This window comes from Cupriavidus basilensis OR16, assembly GCF_000243095.1.
Classification (GTDB): Bacteria; Pseudomonadota; Gammaproteobacteria; order Burkholderiales; family Burkholderiaceae; genus Cupriavidus; species Cupriavidus basilensis_D.
Genome location: NZ_AHJE01000022.1, coordinates 65,394 through 83,235, shown reverse-complemented (window position 1 = coordinate 83,235; position 17,842 = coordinate 65,394). Strand labels below are relative to the sequence as shown.

Sequence of the window (17,842 nt, the reverse complement as noted above, 5' to 3'; positions counted from 1 at the left end):
CGACAGCGCGCGGCGCGCAACCGTGCATCGCGCATCGGAATGCGCGAAAAATACGGGAATACCCGGAGAGCCTTCAGTGGCTGCCGGCCTCGAGGCGTGAGCGGATTTCGCGCGCGGTCTCCAGCAAGCCCTGGTAGCCGGAGCGAGCGTGCTCGGGCAGGTCGGGGTCGCCTACCAGCGCGCCCAGTGTCTCGATGACGCTGTACAGGAGGCCCTTGGCCGCCCCACCGGCAATGCTCTCTTGCTCGACCGCGGCATTGATGTGATCCAGCGCGTCGCTCAAGTGTTCCACTTCGGGGGGCTGCTGCGGATCCGGCTTGGAAGGGGTGTCTGGCGTCATGGTCTATAGCCTTGTCTGTTGCGCGGGAAGGCGCCGGGCCGAGGCCGGGCGCATGATTCTATTCTACGCGCCCGGGGGCGCCGCGCGACCTTTGCATCGCATTGGATTGCGCTTGCGCAAGACCTTCGCCCCGCGCGGCAAAGCAGAATAAACGTTACCCATAAGTCACACGTCGAACGCCTGGCGGCGAACTTCGGCGCGACTCCCGATTGATAAAAGCTCTTGCGCCGATTAATACAATGATTCCACCAGGCTTGGCTTCGCGGGCAGAATGGCGTTAGCGCGCAGCCGCACCGGCCGGGGTTCATCACCGCGTACGGCAGCGCACCGTGCGGTTGGCGGGCAGGGTATTGAATTCCCATCAACTGGTAACATATGAGCGATATCCCGCCAGTCGTGGCTGTCCTGTCGCTCGGGACAGCCCGCACCGGGTAAGGCGCCCGCCTACGGGTATGCGCAAACTCGTGTAATGTAGCGGTTCGGCAAATCCCGCCTTCAAATCAAACAGAGCGAAACCAGAGGTTTTCCGCCATGAGTGAACAAATCAAGTATGTGAGCGACGCCTCCTTCGACGCAGACGTGCTCCAGTCCGACAAGCCTGTCCTGCTCGACTTCTGGGCAGAATGGTGCGGTCCTTGCAAGATGATCGCCCCGATCCTGGACGAAGTGGCCAAGGACTACGGCGACAAGCTGCAGATCGCAAAGCTCAACGTCGATGAGAACCAGCAAGTGCCGGCCAAGTTCGGCATCCGCGGCATCCCCACGCTGATCCTGTTCAAGAATGGCGCGGTTGCCGCGCAAAAGGTCGGCGCGCTGTCCAAGTCGCAACTGACCGCATTCCTCGACGGCAATCTGTAATACGCCGGCCCGGGGCGCGGCGCCATCAGGCGTGCCCCCGGTGTAGTCACAATCCGACGTGCGTGCGCCTTCCCTGGCGCACCGTCCGGATTGTGCTAAGATGGCATCAACAACTTCCCCGAGCGTTCGCTCATTTCTTCCCCCTTCCTTTAGGTCCAGCCCGTCCGGGCGCCTCTGTACCCCTCGTCTATGCACCTGACAGAACTCAAATCGCTTCACGTGTCTGCGCTTCTCGAAATGGCCGCGACCCTCGAGATCGACAACGCACAACGGATGCGCAAACAGGAGCTGATGTTTGCGATCCTGAAGAAGCGCGCCAAGCTGGGCGAAATCATCTTTGGTGACGGCACCCTGGAAGTCCTGCCGGACGGCTTCGGCTTCCTGCGCTCGCCCGAGACCTCCTACCTGGCAAGCACGGACGACATCTACATCAGCCCATCGCAGATCCGCCGCTTCAATCTGCATACCGGCGACACGATCGAGGGCGAAGTACGGACCCCCAAGGACGGCGAGCGCTATTTCGCGCTGGTGAAGGTGGACAAGGTCAACGGGCAAGCGCCTGAAGCGGTGAAGAACCGCATCATGTTCGAGAACCTGACGCCGCTGCACCCGAACCGGCCGCTCACGCTCGAGCGCGAAATCCGCGCCGAGGAAAACATCACCGGCCGGATCATCGACATGATCGCGCCGATCGGCCGTGGCCAGCGCGCCCTGCTGGTGTCCTCGCCCAAGTCCGGCAAGACCGTGATGCTGCAGCACATCGCCCACGCGATTGCGAACAACCATCCGGAAGCGGACCTGTTCGTGCTGCTGATCGACGAGCGCCCGGAAGAAGTGACCGAAATGATGCGCTCGGTGCGCGGCGAAGTGGTGGCGTCGACCTTCGACGAACCCGCCATCCGCCACGTGCAGGTCGCAGAAATGGTGATCGAAAAGGCCAAGCGCCTGGTCGAACTCAAGCGCGACGTGGTGATCCTGCTGGACTCGATCACCCGCCTGGCACGTGCCTACAACACGGTGGTGCCGGCCTCGGGCAAAGTGCTGACCGGTGGTGTGGACGCCAACGCGCTGCAACGCCCGAAGCGCTTCTTCGGCGCCGCGCGTAACCTGGAAGAAGGCGGCTCGCTGACCATCATCGCCACCGCGCTGATCGAAACCGGCAGCCGCATGGACGACGTGATCTACGAAGAGTTCAAGGGCACCGGCAACATGGAAGTGCACCTGGAACGCCGCCTGGCGGAAAAGCGCGTCTATCCGTCGATCAACCTGAACAAGTCCGGCACGCGCCGCGAAGAACTGCTGATCAAGCCCGAAATCCTGCAAAAGGTCTGGGTGCTGCGCAAGTTCATCTCGGACATGGACGAAGTGCAGGCCATGGAGTTCATCCTCGACAAGATGAAGGCGACCAAGAACAACGCCGAGTGTTTTCGATATGATGCGCAGAGGCGGCTGATCGTTCGCTATGCCGCGCGCTGCGGTTCGCAGCGCTGGCATTGCACTGGAAGGGCGTGCCGCGGCGCGCCCTTTTTGCATTTCCGCCCCGTGTCTGCAGGAGTTCCATGCTTGGCCGACTGAGCCACTTCCTGCGTGCGCGCTCGCGCGTGCGCAAACTCGAGCACTACGCGATTCCCGACGCGCTTTGGGCACACACGGTGGCCACGCTGCCGTTCGTGCAGCGCTATGGCGCCGCCGATCTCGCGGCCCTGCGCGAGCTCGCCACGCTGTTCATCGCCGACAAGGAATACTCCACCGCGCACGACCTGCCGCTCACCGACGAGATGGTGACAAGCGTGGCGCTGCAGGCCTGCGTGCCCATCCTCAAGCTGGGCATCGAATGGTATCGCGGCTGGCGCGGCATCGTGCTCTACCCCGGCGAGTTCGTCATCCGCCGTACCGTCGAGGACGAGATCGGGCTGGTGCATGGCGTAGTCGAGGAAGCCAGCGGCGAAGCCTGGGAACACGGGCCGGTCATCCTCTCCTGGCCCGATGTGCAGACGCCCGGCGCCGGACTGAATGCGCGCCACGCTCACCCCGACGACACCTACAACGTGGTCATCCACGAGTTCGCCCACAAACTCGACATGCTCGATGGCGAACCGGACGGCGTCCCCCCTTTCTCACGCGTGCTCCATCCGGGCATCGACCGCGAGCAATGGGCGGAGAATTTCCTCACCGAGTACGACCGCTTCGCGGACGCATGCGAGCAGCAGTCCGACCATGCCTGGGACCATCCGGAGCGGCTGCCTCCGGCGTTGCGGGTGATCGACCCGTATGGTTGCGAGGCGCCAAGCGAGTTCTTCGCGGTGGCCTCGGAGACCTTCTTTGTCGAACCAGCCGGCTTGCGCCGGCACTGGCCGGTGCTTTATGACGCGCTGGCCGCGTTCTACCGCCAGGACCCGGCCTCGATGTGATCAAAAATAGACATCCAGGCACCCGCGCCTGCCGTGCGCATCGCGCACTCAAAACTTGCCCAGCTTTTTGTTTTTCTGCGATAATCCCGGATTGTCCGTTATCGGCAAGTGGTTCGTTCGCCGCAACGCTGCCAATACCACAGACGCCACAGGCGCCACCAGCTCCAGGCGCAGGGTCTGGCGCTTTTGGCAATGGCAGCAGCAGCAGCACGGCAAACAACGGACTGGCTACCCAACCTGAAAGGAAACACCATGAAAGAAGGCATTCACCCGAATTATCGCGAAGTCGTATTCCTCGACGTGTCGAACGACTTCAGCTTTGTGACCCGCTCGACCATCCAGACGCGCGACACGATCACCCGCGACGGCAAGGAATATCCGCTGGCCAAGATCGAAGTTTCGTCGGAATCGCACCCGTTCTACACCGGCACCCAGAAGATCATGGACACGGCCGGCCGCGTCGAGAAGTTCCGTCAGAAGTTCGGCAGCAAGCTGAACAAGCTCACCGCGAAGTAATTCGCCGCGAGCCCGCTCGCTGCATGGCCTCGGACAAGATGCTCCGGCGCCGCGCACCCAAGCAAAGAGGCAGCATCGGCTGCCTCTTTGCTTTTGCAGCCTCCGCGCGACCGGCACCAACCGGCGCCTCCGCACGCTGCTAACCGGGAGCGCCCGCCCCGGCCGCCCCCAAGCCCCACCAATCAATGAGCGCAGCCAAGACTTCCCGTGTCCACCTGACCGCAGCCGCCACCGGCACGCTTCCACGCGCGCTGTTGCTGGCTATCTGCATCATCTACGGCCTGGCTGGCCTGTTCGGCCGCGATCCGTGGAAAAACGAGGATGCGGCCGGTTTCGGCGTGATGTGGCAACTGGCCACCGGCGGCACCCAGGACTGGCTGATGCCCAATATCGTGGGCCGCCCTTACGGCGAAGACGGACCGCTGGTGTTCTGGGTCGGCGCCCTGATGATCCGCCTGTTTGGCGGCTGGCTCGGCGCCCCGGACGCGTCACGCATCGCCACGGCGCTCTTCTATTTCGGCACCTGCACACTGATCTGGTACGCCACCTACCTGCTCGGCCGGCGCGCCGAGGTGCAGCCTTTCGCCTATGTCTTCGGCGGCCAGCCCAATGCGCGCGACTACGGCCGCACGCTGGCCGACGGCGCCTTGCTGATCTTCCTGGCCTGCGTAGGCCTGGCCATGCGCGGCCACGAGACCACGCCGCAGGTAGGCCAGGTTTGCTTTGTCGCCATGAGCCTGTATGGCATGGTGCGCAGCCTGGACAAACCGATCCAGGGCGGCATCTGGCTGGGTGCCGGGCTCGGCGCGCTGACCCTGTCCAGCGGGCCGGTCATCCCGCTGGTATTGCTGGTCTCGGTCATCATCTGCGGCCTGGCCTGCAAGCCCCTGGGCTTGCCGCGCCTGTTGCTGGCGAGCGTGCCGCTCGCGCTGGCACTGGTGGCAGCCTGGATGGCCGCCGCCTACTTCGGCGCCACCGACCACAACGACGCCGTGACCTTTATCCGCGAGTGGTCGCGCTACGATCGCCGCACCTATGGCGCGCCGAACGCCACCGCGCTCAACTTCATCGCGCGCAACCTGCTGCTATTTACCTGGCCGGTGTGGCCGATTGCCTGCTGATGGCCGTGCTTGCCGCGTTCGGCTTGCCAACGCTCACGCGCGCCGCCATCAACGCGATCGACTGGTTCGCCCTGCTGTTCTTCACCATCTTCGGCGGCTTTGTGTGGTTCATGTGGATCGCCAGGACGACGGGCCAGCCTCCGCGCATCGCCGCCAATATCTACCGCCTGCTGCCGGGCTTCCAGCAAGACTTCACCGTCAGCGCGATCATTTATGCACTGCTGGTGACGGCAGCCTGGATCCTGATCGTGCGCTGGCGCCTGTCGCGCGCGCCCAAGCAGATCTGGCGCCCCGTGGTGATCTCGGCCGCGGGCACCACGTTGATGTGGGTGCTGGCAATGACGCTGTGGATGCCATCGATCAACTACGGCAAGACCTATCGCGATGTGGCGCAAGCCGCCTCGATGGCGCTGCCCACCGCTTATAACTGTGTGCAGCCGATTCGCATGGGCGACGCGCAGCTGGCCTCGTTTGCCTACTTCGGCCATATCCGCTTTGGCGGCCCGAACGACAGCTGCGACGTCCTGCTGCGCCATGACCCCGTCGACTATGGCGAGCCCACCAGCATCTCGCATTTCGAATGGCGCCTGATCTGGGAAGGCCGGCGCCCCTCCGACCGCGACGAGCGCTTCCGCATGTATCGCCTGGTTGATATGTCCCGGGTTGCGCCGCCCAGGCCCAGCCTGCCTGGGCGCCGGCTGCCGAGCCACCCCTGAGGGGAGCGCGCCGCGCCTGCCCGCATGAACATGTTCCACGATATCCGCCGCATTTCCGTGCTGGCCGCACCGGTCCTGGTCGGCCAGCTTGCGGTGATTGCCTTTGGCGTGATCGATACCATCATGGCCGGGCGGGCCTCGGCCATCGACCTTGCCGCCGTGGGGCTGGGCGGGTCGATTTACGTCACGGTCTACATCAGCTTGATGGGCGTGCTGCAAGCCCTTGCCCCGATCGCCGGCCAGCTTCATGGCGCCGGGCGCGGCGCGGAAATCGGCAGCGAGGTCAGGCAGGCCGCCTGGCTGGGACTGGCGCTGGCCATCCCCGGCATGTTGCTGCTCTTGTTCCCCGGCCCGTTGCTGGAGTTTGCCCAGGCACCGCCGGAGCTGGTCGAAAAGGCCACCCGCTACCTGCAAATCCAGGCGTTCGGCTTGCCGGCCGCATTGGGTTTTCGCATCTACTCCGCGCTGAACAACGCCTTGTCGCGCCCGGTGATGGTGACCGTGCTGCAACTCGTCGGGCTGTCGGTGAAGATTCCGCTCAATGCCTGGTTTATCGGCGGAGGCTTCGGCCTGGCACCAATGGGCGGACCGGGCTGCGCGCTGGCCTCGGCGCTGATCAGCTGGATCTGGTGCATCTCGGCCGTCCTGATCCTGCGGCGCAACGCGGCCTACCGTCCCCTGCAGATCTTTTCCAGCTGGGCCTGGCCGCAAGCGCGGCCGATACTCGCTGGCCACCAGATCATCGCCAACCTCGGGGCGGTGGCCTACATGCTGCCGCTGTCGCTGGCGATCGCCACCTCCACACTGGTAGCGCAGTCCATTGGGGCACGTGACCAGGCCGGCGCACGCCGCATTGCCCGGCGTGGCATCTGCCTGGCGGCATCGCTGGCGATCATGGTCGGCGGCCTGCTGTGGATCTTGCGCGAACCGCTGCTGCATGCCTACGCCAAGGATCCGGCAGTGGTGCGCGCCGCCCTTCCTCTCATGTTGTTCATCGCCTTCTACCAGGCCTTCGACGCGGTACAGGTCATGACGGCGTTCATCCTGCGCGCCTACAAGATCGCACTGGTGCCGACCTTGATCTACGCGGTGTCCCTCTGGGGCGTCGGCCTGGGGGGCGGCTACATGCTGGGCTTTGGCCTGATCGATGGCCTGCCCGCTTTCACGCGGGGGGCCGCAGGGTTCTGGCTGGCTAACAGCGTGAGCCTGGCCATCGCCGGCTCGCTGCTGGTACGCTACTTCATCGCGGTCAGCCGGCGCAGCGCAAGCTGAGCAGACCTGGAGCGCATGGAGGCGGGATTATCTGTGCGGCGACAGGGGCAGTTAGCCGGCCAATATCGGATCGCCGCGGGAGGCAACTAGATAATGTCCGCCTGAGCAGCGGGCGCGGCCTGACATAATGGCTCGCACTACCATCGCGCGCAAGCCAAAGCAAATTGCAGGGATTATGAATAACTGCCGGAGCGAATGCCGGACAGCAAAAGAAAAAACCCGCATGGCATAACCATGCGGGTTTAGTTTTGGCGGAGTGGACGGGACTCGAACCCGCGACCCCCGGCGTGACAGGCCGGTATTCTAACCAACTGAACTACCACTCCATACTCTTACTTATCATTGGCAGCCATGCTGCCGACGACAAACCGAACGTTTGGTTACGTTCGTTATCTGGCGTCCCCAAGGGGATTCGAACCCCTGTACTCACCGTGAAAGGGTGATGTCCTAGGCCTCTAGACGATGGGGACAGAAACTTGTCTTTCGACTTATTTCGTCTGGCGCAGCGAAGACCTTGATTAACAGATCCTCACCACACCCGGAAAGCCTCGATTTACCACACTCGAAACTTCCGGCATTTTGGTGGAGCTAAGCGGGATCGAACCGCTGACCTCTTGCATGCCATGCAAGCGCTCTCCCAGCTGAGCTATAGCCCCATGGTACTACGTTACTGCTTGCTTCTTTTTGCTGCCGCAGCTTTCGCTGCGTTTCGCGTTTGTTTCTTCGTTTCAGCGAAGACAAGATTATATAAACAACCTTGCTTTTTTGCAACCCCTTTTTTTAACTTTTTTCCGCGATCCGCATTACTGCGGGATTACTTCTTATCGCTTCCATCCGTTATGCCCGCTTGGTTTTTGTCCGCGCTGCAGGGAGAACGAGATTATGCTGAATTCCTGACAGGAGCGCAAGCCCCTGCCAGAACTTTCTGCAAATTATTTCAGGCCAGTCCGGCCCGGATACGGCGCAACACCGTGTCGCGCCCGAACAGCTCCAGCACGGCATCAATAGCGGGCGTCTGCAACTGCCCCGCCACCAGCAGACGGACCGGCATGGCCAGCTTGGGCATCTTCAGGCCGAACTCGGCCAGCACCGCCTTGAAGGCCGCGCTGATCTGCTCGCGCTTCCACTCGGTGAGCGCCTCCAGCCGTGTAGCCAGGGCCTGCAGCGCCGGCAGGATGTCGGCGTTGAGATGCTCTGCCTTGAGCGCCGGATCCGCCTGCGGCTCTCCGCGGTAGAACAGCAGCGCGGCCTGCGCCACGTCCTTCAGGGTATTCGCGCGGTCCTTCACCAGCCCGATCACGCCTTCCAGGCTGGCGCCCTCCACCTTGCCACCCAGCGCCTCGATGAACGGCTGGGTCAGGCCCGCCAGGCGCGCGTTGTCGCCGGCCTTGATGTAGTGGTTGTTCAGCCAGGCCAGCTTTTCCGGGTTGTACTGCGCCGGCGACTTGCCCAGATGCTCCAGGTCGAACCATTCGACGAACTGCTCGCGCGAGAAGATCTCGGCATCGCCGTGCGCCCAGCCCAGGCGGGCCAGGTAGTTGAGGACAGCCTCGGGCAGGTAGCCCTCGTCGCGGTAGCCGGTCACAGGCATGGCGCCATGACGCTTGCTCATCTTCTCGCCCTGCTCGTTGAGCACGGTCGGCAAGTGCGCGTACACGGGAGCGACGCCGCCCAGCGCGCGGATGATGTTGATCTGGCGCGGGGTGTTGTTGACGTGGTCGTCGCCGCGGATCACGTGGGTGATCCGCATGTCGAGATCATCGATCACCACGCAGAAGTTGTAGGTCGGCGTACCGTCGGGGCGGGCGATCACCAGGTCGTCCAGCTCGTCGTTGGAGATCTCGATCCGGCCCTTGACCGCGTCATCCCAAACCACGCTGCCGCCAATCGGATTCTTGAAACGGATCACCGGCTGCACGCCAGCCGGCGGCGCCGGCAGGACCTTGCCCGGCTCAGGACGCCAGAACCCGTTGTAGCGCGGCTTCTCGCCGCGCTCGCGCTGCGCGTCGCGCAGGGCGTCCAGCTCTTCGGTGCTCATGTAGCAGGGATAGGCCAGCTCGCTGTCCAGCATCTGCTTGACCACCTCGCGATAGCGGTCCATGCGCTCCATCTGGTAGAACGGGCCTTCATCGATATCGAGATCGAGCCAGGCCATGCCCTCCAGGATCACGTCCACCGACTCCTGCGACGAACGCTCCACGTCCGTGTCCTCGATGCGCAGGATGAAATCGCCCTGCATGCGGCGCGCAAAGGCCCAGGGGTAGAGCGCGGAGCGGATATTGCCGAGGTGAATGAAGCCGGTCGGGCTCGGCGCGAAGCGGGTGCGGACGCGTTGTTGTGTCATAGAGGAATGAAACAAAAAAGCCCGCGCACGAATGCGCGCAGGCCGGGGTGTAGGATCGCCGCATTATAGCAAGCAGGGCGTGGCTGCCCCACCCGGCCTCGGGATGCCCGGCGCACGCGGAATCATTTATGCTCTGCCCGGTCTGAATGCTGTCGCGCGGGACGCGTGGCCAGCGCGGACGGCATATTTCAGCCGTCATGCGTGCTGGCCGTGACGATTGCGCCATTTTTCTTCCATCGGTTACCCATGCAACGACGCAATTTCCTTGGCGCCGGCGCGGCAGCGCTGCTGGCTGCCTGCTCCTTTGGCCCCAAGCCGGGCACCCTGGCCACCACGCCCGAAACACCGGCGGTGGCGCCCACGGTGCCACCTCGCCCCATCAAGATAGGCCTCGCGCTTGGCGGCGGCGCCGCGCGCGGCTTCGCCCATATCGGCGTGATCAAGGCGCTGGAGGCCCAGGGCATCCACCCTGAGCTCGTCACCGGCACCAGCGCCGGCGCGGTGGTTGCGGCGCTCTACGCTTCCGGCATGAGCGGGTTCCAGCTCAACAAGCTGGCGTTGACGATGGACGAAGCCGCCATCGCCGACTGGGCCCTGCCCTTCGGCACGCGCTTCGGCGGCTGGCTCAAGGGCGAAGCGCTGCAGAACTACGTGAACAAGCTGATCGCCAATCGCCCCATCGAAGCCATGAAGCTGCCGCTGGGCATCGTCGCCACCGACCTCAAGACCGGACAGGGCATCCTGTTCCGGCGCGGCAACACGGGCCAGGCGGTGCGCGCTTCCAGCAGCGTGCCGGGCGTGTTCCAGCCGGTATCGATCCAGGGGCACGACTACGTGGATGGCGGGCTGGTCGAACCCGTACCGGTGGACTCCGCGCGCGCCATGGGCGCTGACTTCGTGATCGCCGTGAATATCTCGGCCGAGCCTTCCAGCCAGAAGAGCAACGGCCAGAGCGGCGTATTGCTGCAGACCACCGCCATCATGGGACAGTCGATCAGCAAGATGGCGTTGGCGCGGGCCGATGTGGTGATCCGCCCGGACCTGCCGGACATGGGCGGCAGCGACTTCGCCTCGCGCAATCGCGCCATCCTGGCCGGCGAGCAAGCCACCGCCGCCGTCATGGCCAGCCTGCGCGACAAGCTGGCCCAGGCAAGGCTTCGGCCCGCCGGGACGGTCGCCGCCCAGTAAGGGCGCGGCACGCAAATGAAAAAAGGACTGCCAGGCAGTCCTTTTTTTATGTCCGGTGCGGACGATGTCCTCCAACCCACCAGTCCGTCAGCCGCCGTAGAGCGGGCGGTTGACTGCGTTCGGGTCGAAGCGCTTGAGGGTCTCGACCATATTGCCAAGGTTGTTGGCGCTGCCGCTGTCCTGCGGTGCATCGTCGATACGGCGGGCGCCGTTGTAGCGCGTCACCCAGTACGAGGCACGCATGTCGTCGACACGGATCTTGCTGCCGGTGGACGGTGCATGCACGAACTTGTTGTCACCGATATAGATGCCAACGTGCGAGAACGTATGGCGCATGGTGTTGAAGAACACCAGATCGCCGGGGCGCAGGTCGTTGGAAGCCACCGTGGTGCCAACCTGGCTCATTTCAACCGAGCGGCGCGGCAGCACGAAGCCAAAGGTGTCGTTGAACACGTAGCGGACGAAGCCGCTGCAGTCCAGGCCCGATTCGGGGCTGTTGCCGCCGAAGCGGTAGCGCACGCCGATCAGCCCGAGTGCGTTCATGACCAGGTCGCCGGCCTTGCTGGCCACATGGCTGGTGGAGCTCATGACCGAAGAAAGCAGGCCGCGCTTGCCTTCCGGATGCGGCTCCGCGCTCAGTTCGGTACGTGCGTCGATGCGGGCGTCTGGATCCTTGAAGACCGTATCAGCCAGCACTCCATTCGATAGAGTGGCACCGCAGGCAATGGCAATTCCTACGGCGCCGCGCGCCAGGGAATGAAGCATTCGCTGCATTGGTTCTCCTGATGAATCGTTCTTGACCGGCCCGGGATAAACCCACCGGGCGGGCATGAAATCAATGGGATGACTCGCACGCAAAAAGCGGACCAAGTGATATAAACCACTCGCCACGCGCATAAGCGACGCGCGAACCACCCCCGAAAATAGTTCTCGCCGGATGGTATAAGGTTGTCATCCACATGTCAAAGTTCGTTACAAAATTCAAATAAAACGCTTTGCAATCAAGGCTATACGACGAAAGTCGCAGATGCTTTCTCGGTTTGATTATGTCAACCGCAGGTCAATCGGGTGACACCCTGAGTTCGGCTGCACCAATTTGCAGCGGCGTCGGGTCGCTCGCACCAATTTCAGCCGCGATCATGAGCTTGCGGGTGTATGCGTGCTGCGGAGCACCTAGAACGGCTTCGGTATCCCCCGCCTCGACCACCTCGCCGGACTTCATCACGATGACCCGGTGCGCCATGGCGCGGATCACTGCCAGGTCGTGGCTGATGAAGAGATAGCTCAGGTTGTACTTGCGCTGCAACTGCGACAGGAGCGCAAGCACCTGCTGCTGGATGGACACGTCAAGCGCCGAGGTGGGTTCGTCGAGCACCAGCACCTGCGGCTTTAGGATCAGCACGCGCGCAATGGCAACGCGCTGGCGCTGGCCGCCGGAGAACTCGTGCGGATACCGCCCCAGCGCGGTGCGGTCCATGCCCACCTCGCGCAGCGCCTCGGTGACGCGCTGGCGCATGGCATCGCGCGAAAGGCCCGGCTGGTGCAGGGCCAGGCCCTCCCCTACGATCTGCTCGATGGTCATGCGCGGCGACAGTGAGCCGAACGGGTCCTGGAACACCACCTGCAAGCGCGAGCGCAAGGTGCTGCGCTCGCGCCGGGAGACCTCGTCCAGGCTCTTGCCCAGGAACTGGATATCCCCGGCGCTGCGCCGCTGCAGGTTCAGCACGGCATGGGCCAGCGTGGTCTTGCCGGAGCCCGACTCGCCCACGATGCCGATGGTCTCGCCCTCGCGCAGCGCGAAATTCACGCCCTTGACAGCGGCAAACTGGTCGCGGCCGAACCAGCCGGCCAGGCCACGGCGCTTGCGCGCATAGTTCACGCACAAGCCGCGCGCCTCCAGCAGCACCGGCGCGAGCGGCACCAGCGGCAGCACCTCGCGGCGCGGCCGGCTGTCGATCAGCTTGCGGGTATAGGGATGCTGGGGCGCGGCGAAGACCTCGGCAGTCTCACCAACCTCGACCAGCACGCCCTTCTCCATCACGCCCACGCGCTGAGCAAAGGCCCGCACCAGGTTGAGGTCGTGCGTGATCAGCATGACGGCCATGCCGAACTCTGCCTGCAGGTCGCGCAGCAGTTCGAGGATCTGGACCCGGATGGTGACGTCAAGCGCCGTGGTGGGCTCGTCGGCCAGCAGCAGCTTGGGCCGGCAGGCCAGCGCCATGGCAATCATGGCGCGCTGGCGCTGCCCGCCCGAGAGCTGGTGCGGGAAGCTATCAAACCGGTGCGCCGCATCGCTGATGCCCGTGCGCTCCAGCAGCGCGACAGCGCGCTCGCGCGCCGCGCGCCGGTCCAGGCCCTCATGCAGCGCCAGCGTCTCCACGATCTGGTTGCCGATCGTGTAGAGCGGGTTGAGCGCGGTCATCGGCTCCTGGAAGATCATGGCGATGTCGGCGCCGCGGATGCCGCGCATCTCACGCTCCGACACCTTGAGCAGGTCGCGCCCCTCGAAGCGCACCGAGCCCTGGTAGCGCGCATCCTCCACCAGGCGCAGCATGGCCAGCGCCGTGACCGTCTTGCCCGAGCCGGATTCGCCCACCAGCGCGAAGCGCTCGCCGGCGCGCACGTCGAAGCTGACTTCGCGCACCGCCCGGTGGCACCCTCGCCGTGGCCGAAAGTGACTGAAAGGCGCTCGATGCACATCAGCGGGCCGCCTGCGCCCTCTCTGGCTTGTGCAGCTTGCATAGGGTCCATGGTGCTCGCTTGGGCGGCTTGTTGCAGCGCGCTCATGATGCCGCCTCGGCCGCGGGCGAACCCTCTGGCGCCTTGGGTTCTACACGGCCACGCAGTTGGGCCAGCCCAAGGCGCGTATCGAACGCGTCACGCAGCGCGTCGCCCATGAACGTTAGCAGCAACAACGTCACCACCAGCACGGCAAAGGTCGACAAGGAAATCCACCAGGCATCGAGGTTGGCCTTGCCCTGCGCCAGCAGCTCGCCCAGGCTCGGCGTGGTGGGCGGCACGCCCAGGCCGAGGAAATCGAGGCTGGTCAGGGCCAGGATGGCAGCACTCATGCGAAATGGCAGGAAGGTGATGACCGGCGTCAGGCTGTTGGGCAGGATATGGCGCCACATGATCTGTATGTTGGACAGCCCCAGCGCCCGCGCCGCCTTGACGTAATCGAGCGAGCGATTGCGATAGAACTCGGCGCGCACGTAGTCGGACAAACCCATCCAGCCGAACAGCGAAAGCAGGATGATCAGCAGCGCCAGGCTCGGCGTGAAGATCGAGGCAAAGATGATCAGCAGGTACAGTTCGGGCATCGAGCTCCAGATCTCGATGGCGCGCTGCGAGATCAGGTCGAAGCGCCCGCCGAAGAAGCCCATCAGCGCCCCCGTCATGGTGCCGATCACCACGCCGATCAAGGTCAGCGCCAGGCTGAACAGCACCGAGACGCGGAACCCATAGAGCAACCGAGCCAGCACATCGCGCCCGCGATCGTCGGTGCCAAGCCAGTTCTCCGCCGAAGGCGGCGCCGGGTTGGGCTCCTTGGAAAAATAGTTGATCGAGTCGTACGAATAGCGGTTGGGCGGGAAGATCGCGAAATTGCCATTGCTGGTAATGCGATCACGGATAAAGGGATCCAGATAGTCGGCCCGCGTGGGAAAGTCCCCATCGAAGGTGCTCTCGGCGTAGGTCTTGACGATGGGGAAATACCATTCGCCCTTGTACTTCACGACCAGAGGCCGGTCGCTCGACAGCGTCTCCGCGACCATGCTGAGCAGGAAAATGGCAACGAAGAGGATCAGGCTCCAGTAGCCGAGGCGATTGCGGCGAAAGCGCTGCCAGGCGCGCTGGCGCGGCGAAAGGGAGTGCGGCAGCCCGTTAGGGAGCGTGCGCGAGCGGAATTTCATCGATGCACCGCCTCGAAGTGGATCCGCGGGTCGACCATCACATAGCAAAGGTCGGAGATCAGCCGCGTAACCAGGCCGATCAGGGTGAACAGGTAAAGCGTGCCCAGCACGACAGGGTAGTCCCGCCGCAGCACGGCCTCGTAGGACAGCAGGCCGAGCCCGTCGAGCGAAAACAGGGTTTCGATCAGCAGGGAGCCGGTGAAGAACGCGCCGATGAAGGCCGCCGGGAAACCGGTCACGAGCGGAATCAGCGCATTGCGGAAGACGTGCTTCCACAGCACGCGCCGCTCCGCCAGCCCCTTGGCACGGGCAGTCAGGACGTACTGCTTGCGGATCTCTTCCAGGAACGCGTTCTTGGTCAACATGGTGACAACCGCGAAGCTGCCCACCACCGAGGCGGTGATCGGCAGCACCAGGTGCCACAGGTAATCCATCACCTTGCCCATCAGCGTGAGCTGGTCCCAGTTATCAGAGGTAAGGCCGCGCAGCGGAAACCATTGCACAAAAGTACCACCCCCGAACAGCACCAGCAGTAGCACGCCCAGCACAAAGCCGGGAATGGCATAGCCCACCAGCACCACCATGCTGGTCACGACATCGAAGCGGCTGCCCGCCCGGATCGCCTTGGAGATGCCGAGCGGCACCGATATCAGGTAGGTCAGGAAGAAGGTCCACAGGCCCAGGCTGACCGAGACCGGCATCTTCGACTTCACCAGCTCCCACACGCTGCGGTGCTGGAAATAGCTCTGGCCCAGGTCAAACTGGGCGAAGCGCTTGAGCATGATGAAATAGCGCTCGAGCGGCGGCTTGTCGAAGCCGTACAGGGCCTGGATCTCCTTGATCTTGTCGGGATCCACGCCACGCCGGCCGCGATATTCCGCGCCGCCGCCGCTGGCCTCCCCGCCACCGCCGCCCCGACCCTTGAGCTCCAGCATCATTTGTTCGACCGGCCCTCCCGGTACGAACTGGATCACCGCGAACGTCAGTGTGATGACGCCGAGCAAGGTCGGGATCATCAGCAATACGCGCTTGAGCAGATAGGCGAGCATCTTGTTTCCTTGTCGCGCTTATTGAGCGGCCGGCTTGGTGTCGGCGCGCCACCAGTTGCTCAGGATCCAGCCCTCGGCCGTGTAGTAGTACGGCAGGCGCTGCGGATAAACCAGTTCTTTCCGGTACGCCACCCGATGCGATGCGCTATACCAGTTGGGCACGATGTAGTAGCCGTGCATCAGCACGCGGTCCAGCGCGCGCCCGGCATTGACCAGTTCCTCGCGCGTATGGGCGTGCAGGACATTGTCCACCAAGTGGTCGATCGCCGGCGATTTCAGGCCAAACAGATTGTCGGATCCGGGCGTGCCGGCCGCCTCGCTGTTGAAGCGGTCGCGCAACTCGTTGCCCGGGCTCTGCGAATCCGGGAAACGGATCGACACCATGTCGAAGTCGAAGTCTTCAAGCCGCTTCTGGTACAGCGCGAAATCGGTGGTGCGCTGGTTCACCTCGATGCCCAGCTTTTCCAGGTTGCGCACATAGGTGGTAATGACGCGGCTCATGGCCCCGCCGTCGTCCAGGAACTCGAAGACAAAGGGCTCGCCCTTGGCATTGCGCAGCGCACCATCTTCGTAGGTCCAGCCGGCCTGTGCCAGCAGCCGGCGCGCATCGCGCAGGTTGTCCCGGAGCGAACGCGGCGGATTGGTGGTGGGCATCGTCACGATGGGACCGAACACCTCGGGCGCGAGCTGCGCGCGCAGCGGCTCCAGCAGCGCCATCTCGCCGGGGCCGGGCCGGCCGTCGAACGTGGCGCTGGCGGCCAGCTCGCTGTTGGAAAACCAGCTATCGAGGCGGCGATAGGCGCCATAGAACAGCTGGCGGTTGAGCCACTCGAAATCCAGCGCCAGGATCAGGGCCTGCCGCACCCGCACGTCCTGGAACATCGGCTTGCGCATGTTCATGACGAAGCCTTGCATGCCAGCCCCGTTGCGGTGCGGAAAATCGGTCTTGAGCAGTTCTCCGTTGGAAAAGCGCTTGCCCTCGTAGCTCTTGGCCCAGCTCTTGGCCTTGTACTCGACAATGGCATCGAATTCGCCCGCCTTGAAGGCTTCGAGCTTGGCGGTCTCGTCCTTGTACAGCCGATAGACCACCCGGTCAAAGTTGAAGGTGCCGCGCCGCACCGCCAGGTCCTTGCCCCAATACGACGGATCGCGCTTGAAGCTGATGCCGCGCCCGGCATCGTAGCGCTCGATCAGGTAGGGCCCGCTAGCCACTGGATCCTCGAAGGTCAGCTTGTCGAATGACACCGTGGCGGTCCATTTTTTGGAGAACACCGGCAAGGAGCCAACGATCAGCGGCAGCTCGATGTTGCGCTGCTTGAAATCGAACCGCACCGTGCGCGAATCCACCACCGTGACGGCCTTCACGTCGGTGCACATGCTGCGGTAGCCGGGGCTGGATGCCTTGCTCATCAGCATGTCATACGAGTACTTGACGTCGCCGGCCAGCACCGGATCGCCGTTGCTGAAGCGCGCCTGCGCCCGGATGTGGAAGGTCACGGACAGTTCGTCCGGCGCCACGGTCACGTCGTCCGCCAGCAAGCCATAGGCGCTCGCGGTTTCATCGCTGCTGGCAATCAGCAGCGACTCGAACATCAGCGCGTTGACGCCCGGGGCGGAGGTGCCCTTGAGCGTAAACGGGTTGAACTTGTCGAAGCTGGTGCGGCGGTCCGGGTTCGCGAGCGTCAGCGTGCCACCTTGCGGCGCGTCCGGGTTGGCGTAGTCGAAATGCGTGAAGTCGGCTGGATACTTGAGCCCGCCGTATTGCGCGAAACCGTGGGCGGCTCCGGCGGACAAGGGAAAACCCGCGGCACACAGGGCTACTAATCCACAGCCCAGCGCCGCAAATGTGCGGAAGCGCTGCCATGCCGCCTGAAGCGGTCTACGTGCGCGAATATGCATCCGGTCTGGGTCCTCCACCTGAATCGGATAGTCCGCAGCCTTCGGCGGCGCGGTCAAGTTATGAGACAATTTTACATGGGTTCGGCTGGCATTCAGCCATCCGGACATTCCAGTACGCGACACCGCTGTTTTACCGGTCGTCAGCCTGCTGAAAAGCAGCCACCGCGCGGTGCGTGCCGCAGCCCGGACGCCAGAGCACGAAACGTGCCCGTCCCCC

General features: G+C 63.9%; 11 protein-coding genes, 3 tRNA genes and 3 pseudogenes. 7 read left to right on the top strand and 10 right to left on the bottom strand.

Translation table 11 applies throughout. The features are described 5' to 3' along the window. Positions 1-73 precede the first annotated feature (73 nt). Positions 74-340 (bottom strand): hypothetical protein, encoded by a 267-nt coding sequence (locus OR16_RS09385; RefSeq protein WP_006157724.1) that lies wholly within the window; start codon positions 338-340, stop codon positions 74-76. A 531-nt stretch (positions 341-871) separates the two neighbouring features. Between OR16_RS09385 and trxA the strand changes: the two genes are divergently transcribed. The 6 genes and pseudogenes from trxA to OR16_RS09355 all read left to right on the top strand — a co-directional run bounded on the left by trxA (position 872) and on the right by OR16_RS09355 (position 7,234). Beyond that, the gene (gene trxA / locus OR16_RS09380) at positions 872-1,198 is read left to right on the top strand and encodes a thioredoxin TrxA (protein WP_006157723.1); all 327 of its coding nucleotides are present in this window, start codon (positions 872-874) and stop codon (positions 1,196-1,198) included. 189 nt (positions 1,199-1,387) lie between these two features. Beyond that, positions 1,388-2,651 (top strand): annotated as a pseudogene (gene rho / locus OR16_RS09375) (transcription termination factor Rho). A 106-nt stretch (positions 2,652-2,757) separates the two neighbouring features. Continuing rightward, positions 2,758-3,609, top strand: a complete 852-nt coding sequence (locus OR16_RS09370; protein ID WP_006157721.1) for a M90 family metallopeptidase — start codon at positions 2,758-2,760, stop codon at positions 3,607-3,609. A 252-nt stretch (positions 3,610-3,861) separates the two neighbouring features. Then, positions 3,862-4,125 (top strand): type B 50S ribosomal protein L31, encoded by a 264-nt coding sequence (locus OR16_RS09365; RefSeq protein WP_006157720.1) that lies wholly within the window; start codon positions 3,862-3,864, stop codon positions 4,123-4,125. 185 nt (positions 4,126-4,310) lie between these two features. After that, a pseudogene (locus tag OR16_RS09360) lies at positions 4,311-5,962 on the top strand (ArnT family glycosyltransferase). A 24-nt stretch (positions 5,963-5,986) separates the two neighbouring features. After that, positions 5,987-7,234: an MATE family efflux transporter gene (locus OR16_RS09355; protein WP_006157719.1), complete on the top strand. Its 1,248-nt coding sequence runs from the start codon at positions 5,987-5,989 to the stop codon at positions 7,232-7,234. A gap of 249 nt (positions 7,235-7,483) precedes the next feature. On the opposite strand, the gene OR16_RS09350 is transcribed toward OR16_RS09355, so the two are convergent. The 4 genes from OR16_RS09350 to gltX all read right to left on the bottom strand — a co-directional run bounded on the left by OR16_RS09350 (position 7,484) and on the right by gltX (position 9,578). Beyond that, positions 7,484-7,560, bottom strand: a tRNA-Asp gene (locus tag OR16_RS09350). A 68-nt stretch (positions 7,561-7,628) separates the two neighbouring features. Then, positions 7,629-7,704: transfer RNA gene (locus OR16_RS09345), tRNA-Glu, on the bottom strand. Positions 7,705-7,814: 110 nt separating this feature from the next. Then, positions 7,815-7,890 (bottom strand) — tRNA-Ala (locus OR16_RS09340). 281 nt (positions 7,891-8,171) lie between these two features. Next, positions 8,172-9,578 (bottom strand): glutamate--tRNA ligase, encoded by a 1,407-nt coding sequence (gene gltX, locus OR16_RS09335; protein WP_006157718.1) that lies wholly within the window; start codon positions 9,576-9,578, stop codon positions 8,172-8,174. A 246-nt stretch (positions 9,579-9,824) separates the two neighbouring features. On the opposite strand from gltX, the gene OR16_RS09330 reads away from it, so the two are divergent. Continuing rightward, positions 9,825-10,766, top strand: coding sequence for a patatin-like phospholipase family protein (locus OR16_RS09330; protein WP_043419103.1), 942 nt, complete (start codon positions 9,825-9,827; stop codon positions 10,764-10,766). 87 nt (positions 10,767-10,853) lie between these two features. Here the strand turns inward: OR16_RS09330 and OR16_RS09325 are convergent, their stop codons facing one another. The 5 genes and pseudogenes from OR16_RS09325 to OR16_RS09305 all read right to left on the bottom strand — a co-directional run bounded on the left by OR16_RS09325 (position 10,854) and on the right by OR16_RS09305 (position 17,625). Beyond that, a complete protein-coding gene (locus tag OR16_RS09325; RefSeq protein WP_043419072.1) occupies positions 10,854-11,540 on the bottom strand; it encodes a C40 family peptidase in 687 nt (228 codons plus the stop codon). 286 nt (positions 11,541-11,826) lie between these two features. Continuing rightward, positions 11,827-13,517, bottom strand: a pseudogene (locus tag OR16_RS09320) (ABC transporter ATP-binding protein). A gap of 32 nt (positions 13,518-13,549) precedes the next feature. Then, positions 13,550-14,677, bottom strand: a complete 1,128-nt coding sequence (locus tag OR16_RS09315; protein WP_006157714.1) for an ABC transporter permease — start codon at positions 14,675-14,677, stop codon at positions 13,550-13,552. Further along, complete coding sequence (locus OR16_RS09310) at positions 14,674-15,726, bottom strand: microcin C ABC transporter permease YejB (protein WP_006157713.1); 1,053 nt, start codon at positions 15,724-15,726, stop codon at positions 14,674-14,676. The genes OR16_RS09315 and OR16_RS09310 overlap by 4 nt, the downstream gene beginning before the upstream one ends. Before the next feature lie 18 nt (positions 15,727-15,744). After that, complete coding sequence (locus tag OR16_RS09305) at positions 15,745-17,625, bottom strand: extracellular solute-binding protein (RefSeq protein ID WP_043419070.1); 1,881 nt, start codon at positions 17,623-17,625, stop codon at positions 15,745-15,747. Positions 17,626-17,842: the final 217 nt, after the last annotated feature.